This window comes from Pseudomonas sp. LBUM1662 (assembly GCF_059695915.1).
In genome coordinates this window covers 5346684-5363616 of sequence record NZ_CP166793.1, presented here as the reverse complement: position 1 = coordinate 5363616, position 16933 = coordinate 5346684, and the positions used below count along the sequence as shown (strand labels likewise).

At 59.3% G+C, this 16933-nt stretch carries 15 protein-coding genes; 10 read left to right on the top strand and 5 right to left on the bottom strand.

Annotation, left to right across the window (positions count from 1 at the left end):
* Window positions 1-3: 3 nt before the first annotated feature.
* A complete protein-coding gene (locus ACA049_RS24325; protein ID WP_497330457.1) occupies window positions 4-573 on the bottom strand; it encodes an Rnf-Nqr domain containing protein in 570 nt (189 codons plus the stop codon).
* A gap of 249 nt (window positions 574-822) precedes the next feature.
* A complete protein-coding gene (gene metG / locus ACA049_RS24320; RefSeq protein ID WP_497330455.1) occupies window positions 823-2874 on the bottom strand; it encodes a methionine--tRNA ligase in 2052 nt (683 codons plus the stop codon).
* A 331-nt stretch (window positions 2875-3205) separates the two neighbouring features.
* Between metG and apbC the strand changes: the two genes are divergently transcribed.
* On the top strand, window positions 3206-4300 hold the full coding sequence (gene apbC, locus ACA049_RS24315) for an iron-sulfur cluster carrier protein ApbC (RefSeq protein ID WP_497330453.1): 1095 nt from the start codon (window positions 3206-3208) through the stop codon (window positions 4298-4300).
* Window positions 4301-4422: 122 nt separating this feature from the next.
* Here the strand turns inward: apbC and ACA049_RS24310 are convergent, their stop codons facing one another.
* A complete protein-coding gene (locus ACA049_RS24310) occupies window positions 4423-5181 on the bottom strand; it encodes an SDR family oxidoreductase (protein ID WP_077749886.1) in 759 nt (252 codons plus the stop codon).
* 166 nt (window positions 5182-5347) lie between these two features.
* On the opposite strand from ACA049_RS24310, the gene ACA049_RS24305 reads away from it, so the two are divergent.
* The 4 genes from ACA049_RS24305 (at window position 5348) to groL (ending at window position 8856) form a co-directional block, all read left to right on the top strand.
* Window positions 5348-6079, top strand: coding sequence for a HugZ family pyridoxamine 5'-phosphate oxidase (locus ACA049_RS24305; RefSeq protein WP_497330451.1), 732 nt, complete (start codon window positions 5348-5350; stop codon window positions 6077-6079).
* Between the two features lie 66 nt (window positions 6080-6145).
* Complete coding sequence (locus tag ACA049_RS24300) at window positions 6146-6622, top strand: FxsA family protein (RefSeq protein ID WP_497330449.1); 477 nt, start codon at window positions 6146-6148, stop codon at window positions 6620-6622.
* Between the two features lie 247 nt (window positions 6623-6869).
* Complete coding sequence (locus ACA049_RS24295; RefSeq protein WP_007948593.1) at window positions 6870-7163, top strand: co-chaperone GroES; 294 nt, start codon at window positions 6870-6872, stop codon at window positions 7161-7163.
* A 49-nt stretch (window positions 7164-7212) separates the two neighbouring features.
* Window positions 7213-8856 carry a chaperonin GroEL gene (gene groL, locus ACA049_RS24290; RefSeq protein ID WP_074874047.1) on the top strand — a complete coding sequence of 548 codons (1644 nt, stop codon included), beginning with the start codon at window positions 7213-7215 and terminating at the stop codon, window positions 8854-8856.
* A gap of 173 nt (window positions 8857-9029) precedes the next feature.
* Here groL and ACA049_RS24285 read toward each other — a convergent pair whose 3' ends face one another.
* Window positions 9030-9773 (bottom strand): phosphatase PAP2 family protein, encoded by a 744-nt coding sequence (locus tag ACA049_RS24285; protein ID WP_497330447.1) that lies wholly within the window; start codon window positions 9771-9773, stop codon window positions 9030-9032.
* A 218-nt stretch (window positions 9774-9991) separates the two neighbouring features.
* Between ACA049_RS24285 and colR the strand changes: the two genes are divergently transcribed.
* The 5 genes from colR to ACA049_RS24260 all read left to right on the top strand — a co-directional run bounded on the left by colR (window position 9992) and on the right by ACA049_RS24260 (window position 13714).
* Window positions 9992-10675: a two-component system response regulator ColR gene (colR, locus tag ACA049_RS24280; RefSeq protein ID WP_497330445.1), complete on the top strand. Its 684-nt coding sequence runs from the start codon at window positions 9992-9994 to the stop codon at window positions 10673-10675.
* Complete coding sequence (locus ACA049_RS24275) at window positions 10665-11939, top strand: sensor histidine kinase (protein WP_497330443.1); 1275 nt, start codon at window positions 10665-10667, stop codon at window positions 11937-11939. Before colR ends, ACA049_RS24275 begins: the two co-directional genes overlap by 11 nt.
* 158 nt (window positions 11940-12097) lie before the next feature.
* The gene (locus ACA049_RS24270; protein WP_497336960.1) at window positions 12098-12766 is read left to right on the top strand and encodes a class I SAM-dependent methyltransferase; all 669 of its coding nucleotides are present in this window, start codon (window positions 12098-12100) and stop codon (window positions 12764-12766) included.
* A 4-nt stretch (window positions 12767-12770) separates the two neighbouring features.
* Window positions 12771-13484, top strand: a complete 714-nt coding sequence (locus ACA049_RS24265) for a lipopolysaccharide kinase InaA family protein (RefSeq protein WP_497330441.1) — start codon at window positions 12771-12773, stop codon at window positions 13482-13484.
* 2 nt (window positions 13485-13486) lie between these two features.
* Complete coding sequence (locus ACA049_RS24260; RefSeq protein WP_461955462.1) at window positions 13487-13714, top strand: hypothetical protein; 228 nt, start codon at window positions 13487-13489, stop codon at window positions 13712-13714.
* Window positions 13715-13885: 171 nt separating this feature from the next.
* On the opposite strand, the gene ACA049_RS24255 is transcribed toward ACA049_RS24260, so the two are convergent.
* On the bottom strand, window positions 13886-16921 hold the full coding sequence (locus tag ACA049_RS24255) for a multidrug efflux RND transporter permease subunit (protein ID WP_497330439.1): 3036 nt from the start codon (window positions 16919-16921) through the stop codon (window positions 13886-13888).
* Window positions 16922-16933: the final 12 nt, after the last annotated feature.

Sequence of the window (16933 nt, the reverse complement as noted above, 5' to 3'; positions counted from 1 at the left end):
GACTCATGTTTTGATCAGCCCGCTGAATCCGAGAAAAGCCACTGCGATCAGTCCGGCGCCGATCAACTCGATCGGCAGGCCACGAAAGGGCAGGGGGACATCGTTATCGAGGGTGCGCTGGCGCAAGTCACTAAACAGGCTCAGCACCAGCCAGAAACCCAGCCCGGCACCAAGGCACAGGGCAGTGGCGTGAAAGAATCCTTTGTCGTCCTGGGCGTTGAGCAATGTCAGCCCCAGCACACCCGCGTTGCCCAGCAGCAAAGGCCAGAGGCCATCGAACGCAAGCTTGGGCAGTAACCGCGACAGCAGCTTCAGCAGTGGGCCAATCAGCAGAACGCTCAAGGGCAGGAACACGAAAAGGCGCAGGGACGTCAGTTCCAGCGGCACCAGCAGCCAGTAATAAGCCGAGTAGCTCAACAGGCCGACAATCAGCATCAGGCACGTCGTCGCAATGCCCAAGGCATGAACCTGATCGCGCTCGCTGCCCAACAGCGGATCGACGCCCAGCGGCCAGTGCAACACGAGGTTGTTGATCAGGGCAGCGCTGATAAGCGTAAGAAGCAGTTCGGTCATGATCTGTCTACCTGATCGTCCGTATCCACAAATCGTTAGGCTGATGTTGACTCTGTAGGAGCTGTCGAGTGAAACGAGGCTGCGATCTTTTGATCTTGATCTTTAAAAAAGCAGGATCAAAAGATCGCAGCCTCGTTTCACTCGACAGCTCCTACAAGGTGAGGCCGGAGTTGAGAGATAGTATGGGCCAGACATGAAAATCCCACAGTCGCGCCAGGCACGACTGTGGGATCGGTTTACCGCACAACCTTACTTGATGCGCTGACCCGGCTTGGCGCCGCTGTCGGGGCTGAGTAGGTAGATTTCTTCACCGCCAGGGCCCGCCGCCATCACCATGCCTTCGGAGATGCCGAACTTCATTTTCCGTGGCTTGAGGTTGGCGATCATCATGGTCAGACGACCATTGAGCCTGGACGGATCCGGATAAGCGCTCTTGATCCCGGAGAAAACGTTGCGTTGCTCGTCACCGATGTCCAGGGTCAGGCGCAGCAGTTTGTCAGCGCCTTCCACGTGTTCGGCCTTGAGGATCAGGGCTACGCGCAGGTCGATAGCGGCGAAGGCGTCGAAGTCGATTTCCGGCGACAGCGGATCCTTGGCCAGTTCGCCGTTGCCGGCAGGAGCAGCGTCACCCGTGTCGGTTGCGCTGGCGGTCAGGTCTTCTTTCGAGGAGTCGCTCATGGCTTGCACTTTTACCGGGTCGATACGGGTCATCAACGGCTTGAACTCATTCAACTGATGGTTGCTGAGCAAGGTCGCGTGATCGTCCCAGGTCAGCGGCGCGACGTTCAGGAACGCCTCGGCGTCGGCGGCCAGCAACGGCAGGACCGGTTTGAGGAAGATCACCAGTTGGCGGAACAGGTTCACGCCCAAAGCGCAGATGGCCTGGACTTCGTCCTGCTTGCCTTCCTGTTTGTTCAGCGACCACGGTGCCTTGTCGGCGATCCAGGCGTTGGCACGGTCGGCCAGGCCCATGATCTCGCGCATGGCACGGGCGAAGTCGCGAGCCTCGTAGGCCTCGGCAATGCTTGGCGCTGCGGCGAGGAAGGCTTCGGTCAGTTCCGGCGCGGCGTTACCGGCCACCAGCACACCGGCGTTGCCTTTGTGGATGAATCCGGCGCAACGGCTGGCGATGTTGACGACTTTGCCGACCAGGTCGGAGTTGACCTTCTGCACGAAGTCTTCGAGGTTCAGGTCCAGGTCATCGACGCCACGGCTCAGCTTGGCCGCGTAGTAGTAGCGCAGGTATTCTGGCGACAGGTGATCCAGGTAAGTCCGCGCCTTGATGAAGGTGCCGCGGGACTTGGACATTTTCTGACCGTTGACGGTCAGGTAGCCGTGCACGTTGATGCCGGTCGGTTTACGGAAACCGGCGCCTTCAAGCATCGCTGGCCAGAACAGGGCGTGGAAGTTGACGATGTCCTTGCCGATGAAATGGTACAGCTCGGCGGTGGAGTCCTTGCCCCAGAACGCGTCGAAATCGAGTTCCGGCGTGCGGTCGCAGAGGTTCTTGAAGCTGGCCATGTAGCCGATCGGTGCGTCCAGCCAGACGTAGAAGTATTTGCCTGGCTCGTCAGGAATTTCGAAACCGAAGTACGGCGCATCGCGGGAGATGTCCCACTGTTGCAGGCCGGCATCCAGCCATTCGGCGATCTTGTTGGCCACGGCGTCTTGCAGGGTGCCGCTGCGGGTCCAGGCCTGCAGCATTTCCTGGAAGTCCGGCAGCTTGAAGAAGAAGTGTTGGGAATCCTTGAGCACCGGGGTGGCGCCAGAGATCGCGGACTTCGGATCCTTCAGGTCAGTCGGCGCGTAGGTCGCACCGCATTTTTCGCAGTTGTCGCCGTACTGGTCTTCGGTGCCGCACTTCGGGCAGGTGCCCTTGATGAAGCGGTCGGCCAGGAACATTTTCTTTTCCGGGTCGAAGTACTGAGTGATCGAGCGCTGGGCGATGTGCCCGGCGTCGCGCAGCTTCAGGTAGATCTGGCTCGACAGCTCACGGTTTTCTTCAGCGTGAGTGGAGTGGAAGTTGTCGAAGTCCACCAGGAACTCGGCAAAGTCGGCGCTGTGTTCAGCCTGGACGTTGGCGATCAGTTGTTCCGGGGTGATGCCTTCCTTTTCCGCGCGCAGCATGATGGCCGAACCGTGAGCGTCGTCGGCGCAGACATAAATGCATTGGTTGCCGCGGTGCTTCTGGAAGCGCACCCACATATCGGTCTGGATATATTCCAGCATGTGGCCAAGATGGATCGAACCATTGGCATAGGGCAGGGCGCTGGTGACGAGGATCTTGCGTGGCTCGGACATGGGGCTCGGCTACTTGATGAAACGGAGGTCGGCCACTATAAAGCGCCGGCGCATATTTTTCACCCCCGCGACTGGCCATCACAGTGCCGTGTAGCAGCTGGCGAAGCCTGCGTTCGGCGGCGAAGCCGTCGTAAAACCAGGCACCGCGGTGTTTCAGGTAGTCCGAGTTTCCCGGATTCACGACGGCTGCGCCGCCGAACGCAGGCTGCGCCAGCTGCTACAGGTCGCATTCGACCATGGGTTATTTGTCACATCCTGAAAGCATGCCGTCCGTGCGAGAGAACAGGTACGATACCCGCCTGATTTTCCAGTCTTGCTATCGGAGTTGCCCATGAGCGTCGTCAATCGCGCAGCGGTGGAAGCCGTCCTTCGCCAATACACCGACCCTTACCTGAACCAGGACCCGGTCAGCGCCGGGTGCGTGCGCAGCATCGACATCCAGGGCGATCGCGTCAGCGTTCAGCTGGAGCTGGGTTACGCCGCCGGTCTGTTCAAAAGTGGCTGGTCGCAGATGCTGCAAATGGCGATCGAAGGCCTCGACGGCGTGACGGGCGCTCGCGTTGATATCACCAGTGTGATCGCCGCGCACAAGGCCCAGGCACAGATTCCGGGCCTGGCCAACGTCAAGAACGTGGTGGCCGTGGCGTCTGGCAAGGGCGGCGTGGGCAAATCCACCACCGCTGCCAACCTCGCATTGGCCCTGGCCCGTGAAGGCGCCAAGGTCGGGATTCTCGATGCGGACATCTATGGTCCTAGTCAGGGCATCATGTTCGGCATTCCCGAAGGCACCCGACCGAAGGTCAAGGATCAGAAATGGTTCGTGCCGATCGAATCCCATGGCGTCGAAGTGATGTCCATGGCCTTCCTGACCGACGACAACACGCCGATGGTCTGGCGCGGGCCGATGGTCTCCGGCGCGTTGTTGCAGCTGGTCACGCAAACCGCTTGGGGCGACCTGGATTACCTGGTCATCGACATGCCGCCAGGCACCGGTGACATCCAGTTGACCCTGGCGCAGAAAGTACCGGTGGCCGGGGCCGTCATCGTTACCACCCCGCAAGACCTGGCGCTGCTCGACGCGCGCAAAGGCGTGGAGATGTTCCGCAAGGTCAACATTCCGGTGCTGGGCGTGGTGGAGAACATGGCCGTGCACATCTGCTCGAACTGCGGGCATGCCGAGCATCTGTTCGGTGAAGGTGGCGGGGTGAAGCTGGCCAATCAATATGGCGTCGAACTGCTGGCGTCGTTGCCGCTGGCAATGGCCATCCGCGAGCAGGCCGATGGCGGCAAGCCAACGGTGATCGCCGAGCCGGACAGCCCGATAGCGCTGATGTACCAGGAACTCGCCCGCCACGTTGGCGCGCGAATTGTGTTGCAGGAAGCGGCGACACCGGCAATGCCGAACATCACCATCAGCGACGATTGATCTGAATCTGCGTCGACTGTTAAAGATCGCAGCCTCGCTTCGCTCGACAGCTCCTACAGGGAAATGCAAAACCCATGTAGGAGCTGTCGAGTGAAACGAGGCTGCGATCTCTTGATCTTGCTTTAGATCCGCAACCCGCCATCCATTTCCAGAATCCGGCCGGTGTAGTAGTCGTTCTCGAAAATGTACGCCGCCGAATGGGCGATCTCTTCCGGTTTACCCATGCGCTTCAGCGGGATCCCGGCCGTCATCTTCTCCAGCGCCTCAGGCTTCATGCCCAACGTCATCTCGGTTTCGATAAAGCCCGGCGCGATGCCTGCCACGCGAATGCCATAACGCGCCAGTTCCTTGGCCCAGGTCACGGTCGCTGCAGCCACGCCAGCCTTGGCGGCGGAGTAGTTGGTCTGGCCGACGTTGCCGGCACGGGAGATCGAGGAGATATTGATGATCGCGCCGCTGTTGTTCAGCTCGACCATTTTTGCCGCGACTTCACGGGTGCACAGGAACACGCCGGTCAGGTTAACGTCGATGACCGCCTGCCATTGGGCCAGGCTCATCTTGGTCATTTCGCCGTCCTTGACCTTCAGCAGCAGGCCGTCGCGCAGGATACCGGCGTTGTTGATCAGGCCATGAATCGCGCCGAAATCTTCGGCCACCTGGGCAACCATATGCGTCACTTGCTCTTCGTTGGCAACGTTGCACAGATAAGCCCGCGCCTCTACGCCCTTGGCTTTGCACGCCGCAACGGTGTCATCGAGCTTTTCCTGGTTCAGGTCCACCAGCGCCAGCTTCGCGCCTTTACCCGCGAAATACTCGGCCATGGAGCGGCCTAAACCCTGGCAACCGCCAGTGATAATGATTACTTTGTCAGTGAGTTGCATTCGCATGCCCCAATAGCAGGTTCAGAGTGGTTTCCTTCCTAGAGGGCCTCTCGATCTGCACCTGATGTGGCCTGGTTGCACATGAGAACTGCCCCGATGGCGTACTGGAACTTATCCCCAGGCGCCTGTCCGTTTTTTCGACGGATTCTATATAAGGAGTCATAAATTGAGCGTTGAAGCGGCCAAGAATGCCCGAGAATTGCTTCTCAAGGAATACCGCGGGGTGCTGTCGACGCACTCCAAGTCGATGCCCGGCTTCCCGTTTGGCTCCGTCGTTCCTTACTGCCTGGACGAGCAAGGGCGGCCGCTGATCCTTATCAGCCGCATCGCCCAGCACACCCATAACCTGCAGAAAGACCCGAAATGCTCGCTGTTTGTGGGCGAGCGTGAGGCTGACGACGTGCAAGCCGTTGGTCGCCTGACTTACCTGGCTGAAGCAGAAAAACTCGAAGACGAGGCCGCGATCGAAGCGGCGGCCGAGCGTTACTACCGCTATTTCCCGGATTCACAGAGCTACCACAAAGCCCACGATTTCGATTTCTGGGTGCTCAAGCCCGTGCGTCACCGCTACATCGGCGGCTTCGGCGCGATTCACTGGGTCGATCATCTGACCCTGGCCAACCCGTTCGCCGGCAAAGCCGAAGTCAGCATGGTCGAGCACATGAATGCCGATCACGCCAAGGCCATCGCCCACTACGTCGAACTGGCAGGCCTGCCGAAAACCGAGCCGGCGCAACTGGCCGGTATCGACAGCGAAGGCATGCACCTGCGCATTGGTCAGGCCCTGTACTGGCTGCCGTTCCAGGCGCCTTGTAATACGCCGACACAAGTGCGCGAAGCCTTGGTTTTCCTGGCTCACGCCGAGCATTGGCCGAAAAATGAAGTGGCTGACGCTTGAATTCACGAAACGGCGACGTCATCTAGGGAAGACTGGCAAGGCATTCTTGCGTTGAGGAACCATTTGATGCGCCCTTTTTTATTGCTCTTTGTACTGTTTCCGGTGTTGGAGCTGTTCGTATTCGTCAAGGTCAGCGGGGCCATCGGGTTTTTCCCGGCCCTGCTGTTGATCATTCTCGGCTCGATGCTCGGCGTGTTCGTGCTGCGTATCGCCGGTCTGGCCACCGCGTTGCGTGCTCGTGAAAGCCTGAACCGCGGCGAGTTGCCGGCCCAGACCATGCTGGAAGGTTTGATGCTGGCCCTGGCCGGCGGTTTGTTGATCCTGCCGGGCTTCGTCACTGACGTGCTGGGCCTGATGATGCTGTTGCCGATCTCCCGTCGACTGCTGGCCAATAAAATGCGCCAGCGCGCCGAAGAGGCGGCGATCCGTCAGCGTGCGTTCGCCGACGATCTTCAGCCCCGTGGCGGTCCTGCTCCGCAGCAGCCGTTGGGCCGCGAGCCCAACGTGATCGAAGGCGAGTTCGAACACCGCGATTCCAAGTAAAGCGTTTCAGCTGCACGGCACCTTCGGGTGCCGTGTTCGTTTTCGGGGCATTGATGCAAAAAATTTCGATCCCCGCCCTTGTAATAAGCTTATGCGCCCTTATGTAACGGTCACCGCAAGGTTTCTGGCGATCACGCCAGACAGACTTCCGCGTCTCGCTGGTCGAGCCGCACCCGGCACCGCCGGATTTGTTAAACCCGCCGGGAATACACCGGCCGATGAAAACCACAATTAGGAGAGATCGACAATGAAGCTTCGTCCTCTGCATGACCGCGTCGTCGTCCGTCGCAGCGAAGAAGAAAAGAAAACCGCTGGCGGTATCGTCCTGCCAGGTTCGGCTGCTGAAAAGCCAAACCAGGGCGAAGTCCTCGCTGTAGGCCCGGGCAAAGTCCTGGACAACGGTGAAGTGCGTGCGCTGTCCGTGAAAGTGGGTGACAAGGTTGTGTTCGGCCCTTACTCCGGCAGCAACACTGTGAAAGTTGACGGCGAAGATCTGCTGGTCATCGGCGAGAGCGAAATCCTCGCTGTTGTCGAAGGCTGATTCCCCGCTCATTTTCCCGCTACTACAAAGTATTTAAGGAATATCGATCATGGCTGCTAAAGAAGTTAAATTCGGCGATTCCGCCCGTAAGAAAATGCTCGCCGGTGTCAACGTCCTGGCTGACGCAGTAAAAGCGACCCTGGGCCCTAAAGGCCGTAACGTGATCATCGAGAAGAGCTTCGGCGCTCCGACCATCACCAAGGACGGCGTGTCCGTCGCCAAAGAAATCGAACTGAAAGACCGTTTCGAAAACATGGGCGCGCAGCTGGTCAAAGACGTTGCCTCCCGTGCCAACGATGACGCAGGCGACGGCACCACCACCGCTACCGTTCTGGCTCAATCGATCGTCAACGAAGGCCTGAAAGCCGTCGCTGCCGGCATGAACCCGATGGACCTGAAACGCGGCATCGACAAAGCGACCATCGCTATCGTCAAAGAGCTGAAAGCCCTGTCCAAGCCTTGCGCTGACACCAAGGCCATCGCTCAGGTCGGCACCATCTCGGCCAACTCCGACAGCTCCATCGGCGACATCATTGCCGAAGCCATGGAAAAAGTCGGTAAAGAAGGCGTGATCACCGTTGAAGAAGGCTCGGGCCTGGAAAACGAACTGTCGGTTGTTGAAGGCATGCAGTTCGACCGTGGCTACCTGTCCCCGTACTTCGTCAACAAGCCAGAGACCATGACTGCCGAGCTGGACGGTCCGCTGATCCTGCTGGTCGACAAAAAGATCTCGAACATCCGCGAAATGCTGCCAGTACTGGAAGCCGTTGCCAAAGCCGGCCGTCCACTGCTGATCGTGGCCGAAGACGTTGAAGGCGAAGCCCTGGCGACTCTGGTTGTGAACAACATGCGTGGCATCGTTAAAGTCGCAGCCGTCAAGGCTCCAGGCTTCGGCGACCGTCGCAAGGCCATGCTGCAGGACATCGCTGTGCTGACTGGCGGTACCGTTATCTCCGAAGAGATCGGTCTGAGCCTGGAAAGCACTACCCTGGAACACCTGGGTAATGCCAAGCGCGTGATCCTGTCCAAAGAAAACACCACCGTGATCGACGGCGCCGGCGTTGAAGCTGATATCCAGGCTCGCGTTCTGCAGATCCGTCAGCAAGTGGCTGACACTTCGTCCGACTACGACCGTGAAAAACTGCAAGAGCGTCTGGCCAAGCTGTCCGGCGGCGTTGCAGTGATCAAGGTTGGCGCTGGTTCCGAAGTAGAAATGAAAGAGAAGAAAGCCCGCGTTGAAGACGCCCTGCACGCTACCCGTGCAGCCGTTGAAGAAGGCGTGGTACCTGGCGGCGGCGTGGCACTGGTTCGCGCTCTGCAGGCGATCTCCGAGCTCAAAGGCGACAACGATGACCAGAACGTTGGCATCCAGTTGCTGCGTCGCGCTGTTGAAGCGCCACTGCGTCAGATCGTTGCCAACTCCGGCGACGAGCCAAGCGTAGTTGTAGACAAGGTCAAGCAGGGTTCGGGTAACTACGGTTACAACGCTGCGACCGGTGAATACGGCGACATGATCGAAATGGGCATCCTGGACCCGGCTAAAGTGACTCGTTCGGCTCTGCAAGCGGCTTCGTCGATTGCCAGCCTGATGATCACCACCGAAGCCATGATCGCCGAGATCAAGGACGACGCTCCAGCTGGCGGCGGTATGCCAGACATGGGCGGTATGGGCGGCATGGGCGGCATGATGTAAGCCAGCCTTACCCCGTACATAAAAACCCCGCCGGCGATGAGCCGGCGGGGTTTTTTATTGCCCGTCGTAAAAAACAGGTTGTTGCTTCGGGCCTCTTTCTTCGCGGGCAAGCCTCGCTCCTACAGGTCCAGCGGAATCCTGTAGGAGCGAGGCTTGCCCGCGAAGGCGTCAGTTCAGGCGCTGACCGGTTGTGCTTCAGACTCTCTCTCAGCTTTGGAAGCCGGTCGATACAGGATGTAGTAGTAAGACCCCAAACAGATCAACCAGCAAAAAATCGCCGTCCACACGTTATGCGAAAAGAAGTGCGCCCCCTGCATCATCCGGCTCACCGAAAACACCGATCCCAGTGCAAACGCAAACACAAACGCCTGGCGCGCGAGGCGCGGACGCCGATCTCGCAGCACAAAAAACAGCGCAAACAGCGTAAACCCGGTGGCCGCATGACCACCCGGCCAGCAACGCCCGGGCTTGTCGGTTTGCGGACGCGGGCTCAGCAGTTCGCTGTAGGTTTCGTGGCCGCCGAATTGCTCCAGACTCCACGGGCATTGCACTGCCGTCACCGCTTTGACCGGTGTCACGAACGAAGTCGCCAGCGCCAGCGACAGCACCAGGCAACCCAATTCGCGTTTGAACGGCTTGAGCCTGTCCATGAAAAAGGCGCCAATGAAGCCGATGATCGCAAACACCGAAAACGCGATGACCACCTGTTTGGCGCGGTCATGCAGAATGTTTTCAAGGAAGTAACTGTGACGTCCGATGAAGTCCCCGGCGACCGGGTCGTAGAACAGTTTGGCCAGGTCCATGTCCAGGGACGTCAGTTCAAGCAGCAGCAGAATGATCGCCGTGATAGCGGGCACACCCAGGCACACCCAGAAGTTGAGGGGCCTGGAAGCGGGGCGGGCAGCGGTCGAAGCCATGGCATTTCCTTGGTCGGTGAAAGGTTCTGAAGAGCGCATCCGCGCGGAGTCTGAGCCCCGCACTGTCGTGGGCGCGTGAATCAAGAGTGAAAAACTTGTTAAGGCCGTCATAGGCTTTCCAGCGGATTGACAACTGCACTCAGTCCTAGCCCTGAGCCACACTTGGCCTTAAGCTGCGCGGGCCATGACGGCCGTTACTGTGTACGGAGGAGGTGCCCATGCGAATTCTATTGGTTGAAGACAACCGCGATATCCTGGCCAATCTGGCCGATTACCTGGGGCTCAAAGGCTACACCGTGGATTGCGCGCAGGACGGTTTGTCGGGTCTGCACCTGGCGGCCACCGAGCACTATGACTTGATCGTGCTCGACATCATGTTGCCTGGCATCGACGGCTACACCCTGTGCAAACGCCTGCGCGAAGACGCCCGCCGCGACACGCCGGTGATTATGCTCACTGCGCGCGATCAGCTCGATGACCGGTTGCAAGGCTTCAAGTCCGGTACCGATGACTACCTGATCAAACCGTTCGCCCTGTCCGAATTGGCGGCGCGTATCGAGGCGGTCATGCGTCGTGCCCAGGGCGGCGGGCGGCGAACCTTGCAGGTCGGCGATCTGAGCTACGACCTCGACACCCTGGAAGTAACCCGCGAAGGACGGCTGCTGAAACTCAACCCGGTCGGCCTGAAGTTGCTGGCCGTGCTGATGCAGAAAAGCCCTCACGTCCTGCGCCGCGAAATACTCGAAGAAGCCCTTTGGGGCGATGACTGCCCGGACAGCGACAGCCTGCGTAGCCACGTCCATCAACTGCGTCAGGTGATCGACAAGCCGTTCGCCAAGCCTTTGCTGCAAACCGTGCACGGTGTGGGTTATCGCTTGGCCGAGGGCCGTGATGGAGTTTAAGCAGAGCCTTGCTCAACGGATCATCATTGCCTTTGCGTTGATGAGCGCGCTGGTGGCGGGTGCCTTCGCCATGGGCATTGTGGCGACCGTGCACCTGGTGGAAGAAAAGCTGATTTCGGCCGGGCTGGGCGGCGATTTGCAACGGCTGTTGCTGATGGACAGCGTTTCGGACTGGAGCCATCGTCCGGAGCCGGACCAGCTGTTCTATTTCAGCGGCGGGCCGGGCGATTTCGAGCTGCCCAAGGATCTGCGGCACCTTGATTCCGGTTTCCACGAGGTCTTTCGCGAACAGCTGTCGTATCACGCGATGGTTGAAGTCGTCGATGGCCGGCGTTACGTCTTGCTTCAAGACCAAAGCGATTTCGAAGAGCGTGAGCGGGTGCTGTTTGCCGTGGTGCTGGTGGGCTTCGTGCTGAGCCTGGCGCTGGCGGTATTTCTCGGCTGGGTCCTGGCGCGCAAAGTGATGGCGCCGGTGGTGCGCCTGGCCCGCCAGGTGCGTCATCGCGATCAATTGCTGGGGCTGGCACCGCCTCTGGCGCCGGATTATGCCGCTGACGAAGTGGGCGAGTTGGCGGTTGCATTCGACGCCACCCTTGGGCGATTGCGCCAGGCGTTGACCCGTGAACGGTTGTTTACCAGTGACGTCAGCCACGAACTGCGCACGCCGTTGATGGTGCTGGCCAGTTCCTGTGAGCTGTTGTTGGAAAACCCCGGTATCGACCAGCGCGGCCGCGCCCAGGTCGAGCGGATAGCCCGCGCGTGCGCAGAGATGCGCGAGTTGGTGCAAACGTTCCTGATGCTGGCCCGGGCCCAGCGCGAAGACGCCAGCATGGCACCGCAGCAGTCGCTGAGCCAGGTCGCTGACGGGTTACTCAATCAGTGGCGCGAACCGATTGAAGCCAAGGGGCTGAACCTGATCTTCGAGCCGGGCAATCCGCTCGGCACCTGCTACAACGCCACCCTCTTGCACGCCGTCATGGGCAATCTGTTGCGTAACGCGCTGCATTACACCGAACTCGGGTTCATCCGCTTGACCCTCACGGCCACGGGTTTCACGGTCGAAGACAGCGGTGTGGGCATTCCCGAGGAAAAACGCGAGGCCATGTTCGAACCTTTTGTGCGCGGCAGCGAAAAACGCGGCGAGGGCCTGGGGCTTGGCCTGTCGCTGGTACAGCGGATTTGCGAGAACCAGGGCTGGAACGTCAGCCTGACCAACATGGAGCCTAATGGCTGTCGTTTTCAGGTGGAGTTGAGCCATCCATAGCAATGCTCAAGAATCGCGGCTCCGATTGAGGAAGGGCATCCTGAAAAACCTTGAAATGATTGCGCGTTTACTTAACAATTTTTTCACAAAGGCATGACCTGACACTGACACTACGCTACCTAAGGTAGGTGTCATCAGCAGTTCAGGAGACCTTAATGATGGATGGCCCGATAAAACTCGATTTTTCCGAAAAATACGACGATCAACACGCGCAACGATACTTGCGCAAGCATAAGGACGGCCTCGGCCGTCGACTGTCCCATTGGCGTGACGAGCAGCTGGCGCGAAAGGCGCTGGCATTGGTCGGTGAGCCTGGGCTGGTCCTTGATTTGCCTTGCGGTGCGGGGCGTTTCTGGCCATTGCTGGCGGAAAAAGCCAATCGCGCGATCATCGGCGCCGACAACTCCGAGTCAATGTTGAAGATTGCCACCCAGGCGCAACCTGCCGACGTGGTAAAACGGGTACAACCCTTGCACACTTCTGCATTCGACATTGCCTTGCCTGATAACGCCGTCGACAGCATTTTTTGCATGCGTTTGCTCCATCACATAGGTGAAGCCGAGCATCGACTGGCCATCCTGCGCGAATTTGAACGAGTCACGCGTGACAGCGTGATCCTTTCGTTGTGGGTGGACGGCAATTTCAAGGCCTGGAAACGCAAGCGCTCAGAGAAACGGCGTGGGCAGGAAGGTTACCAAAACCGATTTGTGTTACCGGCGGCCACGGTAGAGAAGGAGTTCGAACAGGCGGGGTTCCGTATTCAGGAACAACTGGACTTTTTACCGCTCTATGCCATGTGGCGAGTTTACGTATTACGCAAGAGGTAACAGGATGGCAGTGCAATGTGCAGCAGAAACGGACGTCGCTTCTCAGGACCGCTTCGACTATTTCTGGAATCAGCGCGGTGAATGGGTAGAAGAACCCAACGTCCGTCGCGGTGGAGAAAGTGGCGTTCAGCGTGTCATGGGCAGTGATGGACAGCTGCTCTATGCCAAGCGGCAGACCGGGCATATTTATCGCAGCTGGCTGCACCCGTTCGGCCGCCCGACCGTGTTGCGCGAGCGCGATGCGCTCATTGGCCTTCGCGCGCTCGACGTGCGCGTTCCGGAAATCGTTTTCTGCGGCGCACAGCGTGACCCTGTGCATAAATGGCGCGCCTTGCTGGTGACCAAGTCGCTGGATGGCTTCGAGGAAATCGAACACTGGTACGCCGGCGGTGGTCGCGAGCGCCACGGCGAAGTGGTTCATGATCGCGTATTGAAGGATCTGGCCGACAACCTGGCGCGCATGCACAAGGGTCGTTGGCAGCACAGCTGCATCTACATCAAGCACGTATTTGTGCGGGTCACTGGCGAAGACGATTCGGCCAAGGTCGAGGTTGCCTTGATCGATCTGGAGAAATGCCGACAGCGTCTGACCGCCTATCGCGCGGCTGCTCATGACATGAAGCAACTGCGCCGCCACTCGTCGTTCAGCACGGCAGACTGGCGCAAACTCGTCTATTTTTATGAGACGGCGTTTGGCAGCGCTATCAAAGGTTTATAGCAATGAAACTAGAAATTGCACGAGGTGTGTTCTTGATAGGAGCCTTGGCAGTTGCTTCATTGGCGGTGGCGGCGTGGGAGCAGCCCCGCACGCAAGTCCTCAGTTCAGTGAGTGCTGATGCTCACTGTCCGTTGCCCCGGGTAGCCAAGGCATCCGTGGCATCCCAACCCGATCATGATTTATTGCTGTTCATGTTCGGTCTTTCTCAAGGAATGAGGCCGCAGAGTTGAACAGATTGAAGCCAAAATAAAAGGCCTCGCCAATGCGAGGCCTTTTTTTGTGCCCGAACTTCAGCCTGGCACTGTCCATGTGGGAGCGGGCTTGCTCGCGAATGCGGTGTGTCAGTCAATTTATCCATTGAATGACACACCGCATTCGCGAGCAAGCCCGCTCCCACAGGGTTACAGGTGTTCTTTCGTGTCAGGTTTGGCCAGCAGGGTGTAGATGCACGGCAGCACGAACAGCGTAAACAACGTCCCGATCGACATCCCCGTGGCGATCACCGTGCCGATATCGAACCGGCTGACCGCGCCCGCGCCCGTGGCGATGATCAATGGCACCATGCCGAACACCATCGCCGCCGTGGTCATCAACACCGGACGCAATCGAATCGCCGCCGCTTCCTCCACGGCCTCCCGCGGTGTCAGGCCTTTCTCCTTGCGCAACTGGTTGGCGAACTCGACGATCAGGATTCCGTGTTTGCTGATCAACCCGATCAGCGTCACCAGCCCCACCTGGGTATAGATGTTCATGCTCGACCAGCCCAGGAACAGCGGAATCAGCGCGCCGCAGATCGACAGCGGCACGGTCACCAGAATCACCAGAGGATCTCGGAAGCTCTCAAACTGGGCCGCCAGCACCAGGAAAATGATCGCCAGCGCCAAGGCGAAGGTCACCCACAGCGCGCTGCCTTCCTGAACGTATTGCCGCGACGCGCCTGCATAATCCATGGCAAACCCGGCCGGCGCTTCTTCTAGCGTGATCTGGCGCACAGTGTCGATGGCTTCGCCCATGCTGACCAGCGGAACCCCGGACAGGATGGCCGAGTTGAGTTGCTGGAACTGGTTCAACTGCCGTGGACGGGCGCGGTCGGTGACGGTGATCAGGGTCGACAGGGCCAGCAATTCGCCTTGGGTGTTCTTCACGTAATAGTTGTTCAACCAGTCCGGGTTGTCCCGGAAAGGTCGCTCGACCTGAGCGATAACTTTGTAGCTGCGACCCTCAATGGTGAAACGGTTGATCTCCGCTTGCCCCAGTAACGTAGCCAGCGTTCCGCCGAGGTCCTGCATGGACACGCCCATTTGCGCAGCCTTGGCGCGATCGATATCGACGACGACTTCGGGCTTGTCGAAGGCCAGGTCGACGTCGACGAAGGCGAACTTGCCGGACTCCATCGCCCGTTTTTTCACCCGGTCCATCACTTGCAGCAGCGCCTCGTAATCGTTGGCCGTGTTGATGACGAACTGAAACGGCAAGCCTTCACCCGTGCCGGGCAGGGAGGGCAGGTTGAAGCCGAAGATCTGCAAACCCGAGATGCTCTCCAGTTTGCGCTGGACCTCGGGCAGGATTGCCATTTGCGTGCGGTCCCGTTCGTTCCACGGTTTGAGCAGGAAACCGCCAATCCCCGATTGCACGCCGTTGAAGCCATTGATCTGGAACGAGGAGTAGTACTCGGGAAACTCCTTGAAGATCGTGATGAATTCGTCGGTGTAGGTGTTCAGGTAATCGAGGTTGGCCGGTTGCGGGGCGTTGGCCAGCATGAAAATGATGCCCTGATCCTCGTCGGGGGCCAGTTCCGATTTGGTGAACTTGAGCAGAACCGGAATCAGGCACAGCACGATCACCGCGAACACCAGCACCACCGGTCGGGTGTTCAGGGTGCCGTGGAGCATGCTTTGGTATCGACGCTTGAGGCCTTCGAAAATCAGGTCGAGGCGATGGGCCAGGCCGCTGGGGTTTTCATCGTGGCGCAAGAGCAGGGCGCACATCATCGGCGACAGGGTCAGCGCGACCACGCCGGAAATCACCACCGCCCCGGCCAGGGTCAGGGCGAACTCCTTGAACAGCGCCCCCGTGAGCCCCGTCAGGAAACCGATGGGTGCATAGACCGCCGCCAGGGTGATGGTCATCGACACCACCGGCATTGCGATCTCCCGGGCGCCCTCGATAGCTGCGTCCAGCGGCGTCTTGCCTTCCTCGATGTGCCGGTGAATGTTTTCCACCACCACAATGGCATCGTCCACCACCAGCCCGATCGCCAGCACCATCGCCAGCAGGGTCAGCAGGTTGATCGAGTAGCCCATCATCTGCATGAAGAACATCACGCCGATCATCGACAGCGGAATGGTCACCACCGGGATCACCACCGAACGCAGCGCCCCGAGAAACAGAAACACCACCACGATCACAATCAGCACGGCTTCGAAGAGGGTTTTCACCACTTCGTCGATCGAGGCCTGGATGAACAGTGTGGCGTCGTAGGCGATTTCACCCTTGAGGTTCGGCGGCAGCTGGGCTTCCAGCTCCGGCATGATCTTGCGCACTTCCTTGATCACGTCCAGCGGGTTGGCGCCCGGTGTGGCCTTGATGCCGATGTACACCGAAGGCGTGCCGCCGAAAGAACTGATCGAGTCGTAGTTTTCCGCGCCCATCTCGACCCGCGCCACATCGCTGAGCAGCACGCGACTGTCGCCATCGATCTTGAGCGGAATCGCGGCAAACGCTTCGGCGGACTTCAGCTCGGTGTTGGCATTGATGCTGGTGACGACGTACTCGCCTTTCACTTCACCGGCGGCGGAGAGGAAGTTGTATTGGCGCACTGCGTTGGTCACGTCGCTGGCGCTCAGGCCGAAACCGGCCAGTTTCACCGGGTCCAGCCACAGGCGCATGGCGAACACCTGGTTGCCGAGAATCTCGGCTTCGGCCATGCCCGGCAGGGTCGCGAGTTTCGGCTGGATGACCCGGGACAAGTAGTCGGTGATCTGCGGGTTGCTCAGCTCCTTGCTGAAGAAACTGATGTACATGAGTGCCGAGGCGTCAGCCGCTTCCTTGCTCAGCACCGGGTCTTCGGCGTCCTGGGGCAGCTGGTTTTTCACCTCGTTGGCCTTGGCCAGCAGCTCGGTGAACAAACGGTCGCTGTTGGAGCCGATGCGCGCATAGATCGAGATCACCGAGAAGTTCTGGCGACTGACCGAGGTCATGTAGTCGATGCCCTCGGCGCTGGCCAGGCTTTGCTGCATCGGTTGGGTGATGTAACCCTGAATGGTTTCGGCGTTGGCCCCGGGGTAGGCCGTGGTCACCGTGATCAGGGCGTTTTCCATTTGCGGGTATTGGCGCAGCGGCAGCTTGCTCCAGGCCTGGAAGCCCAGGAGCACAATCAACAGGCTGACCACGGTGGCGAGCACCGGGCGGCGGATGAACGGGTCAGTAAAAGCCATGAGGATTCCTTG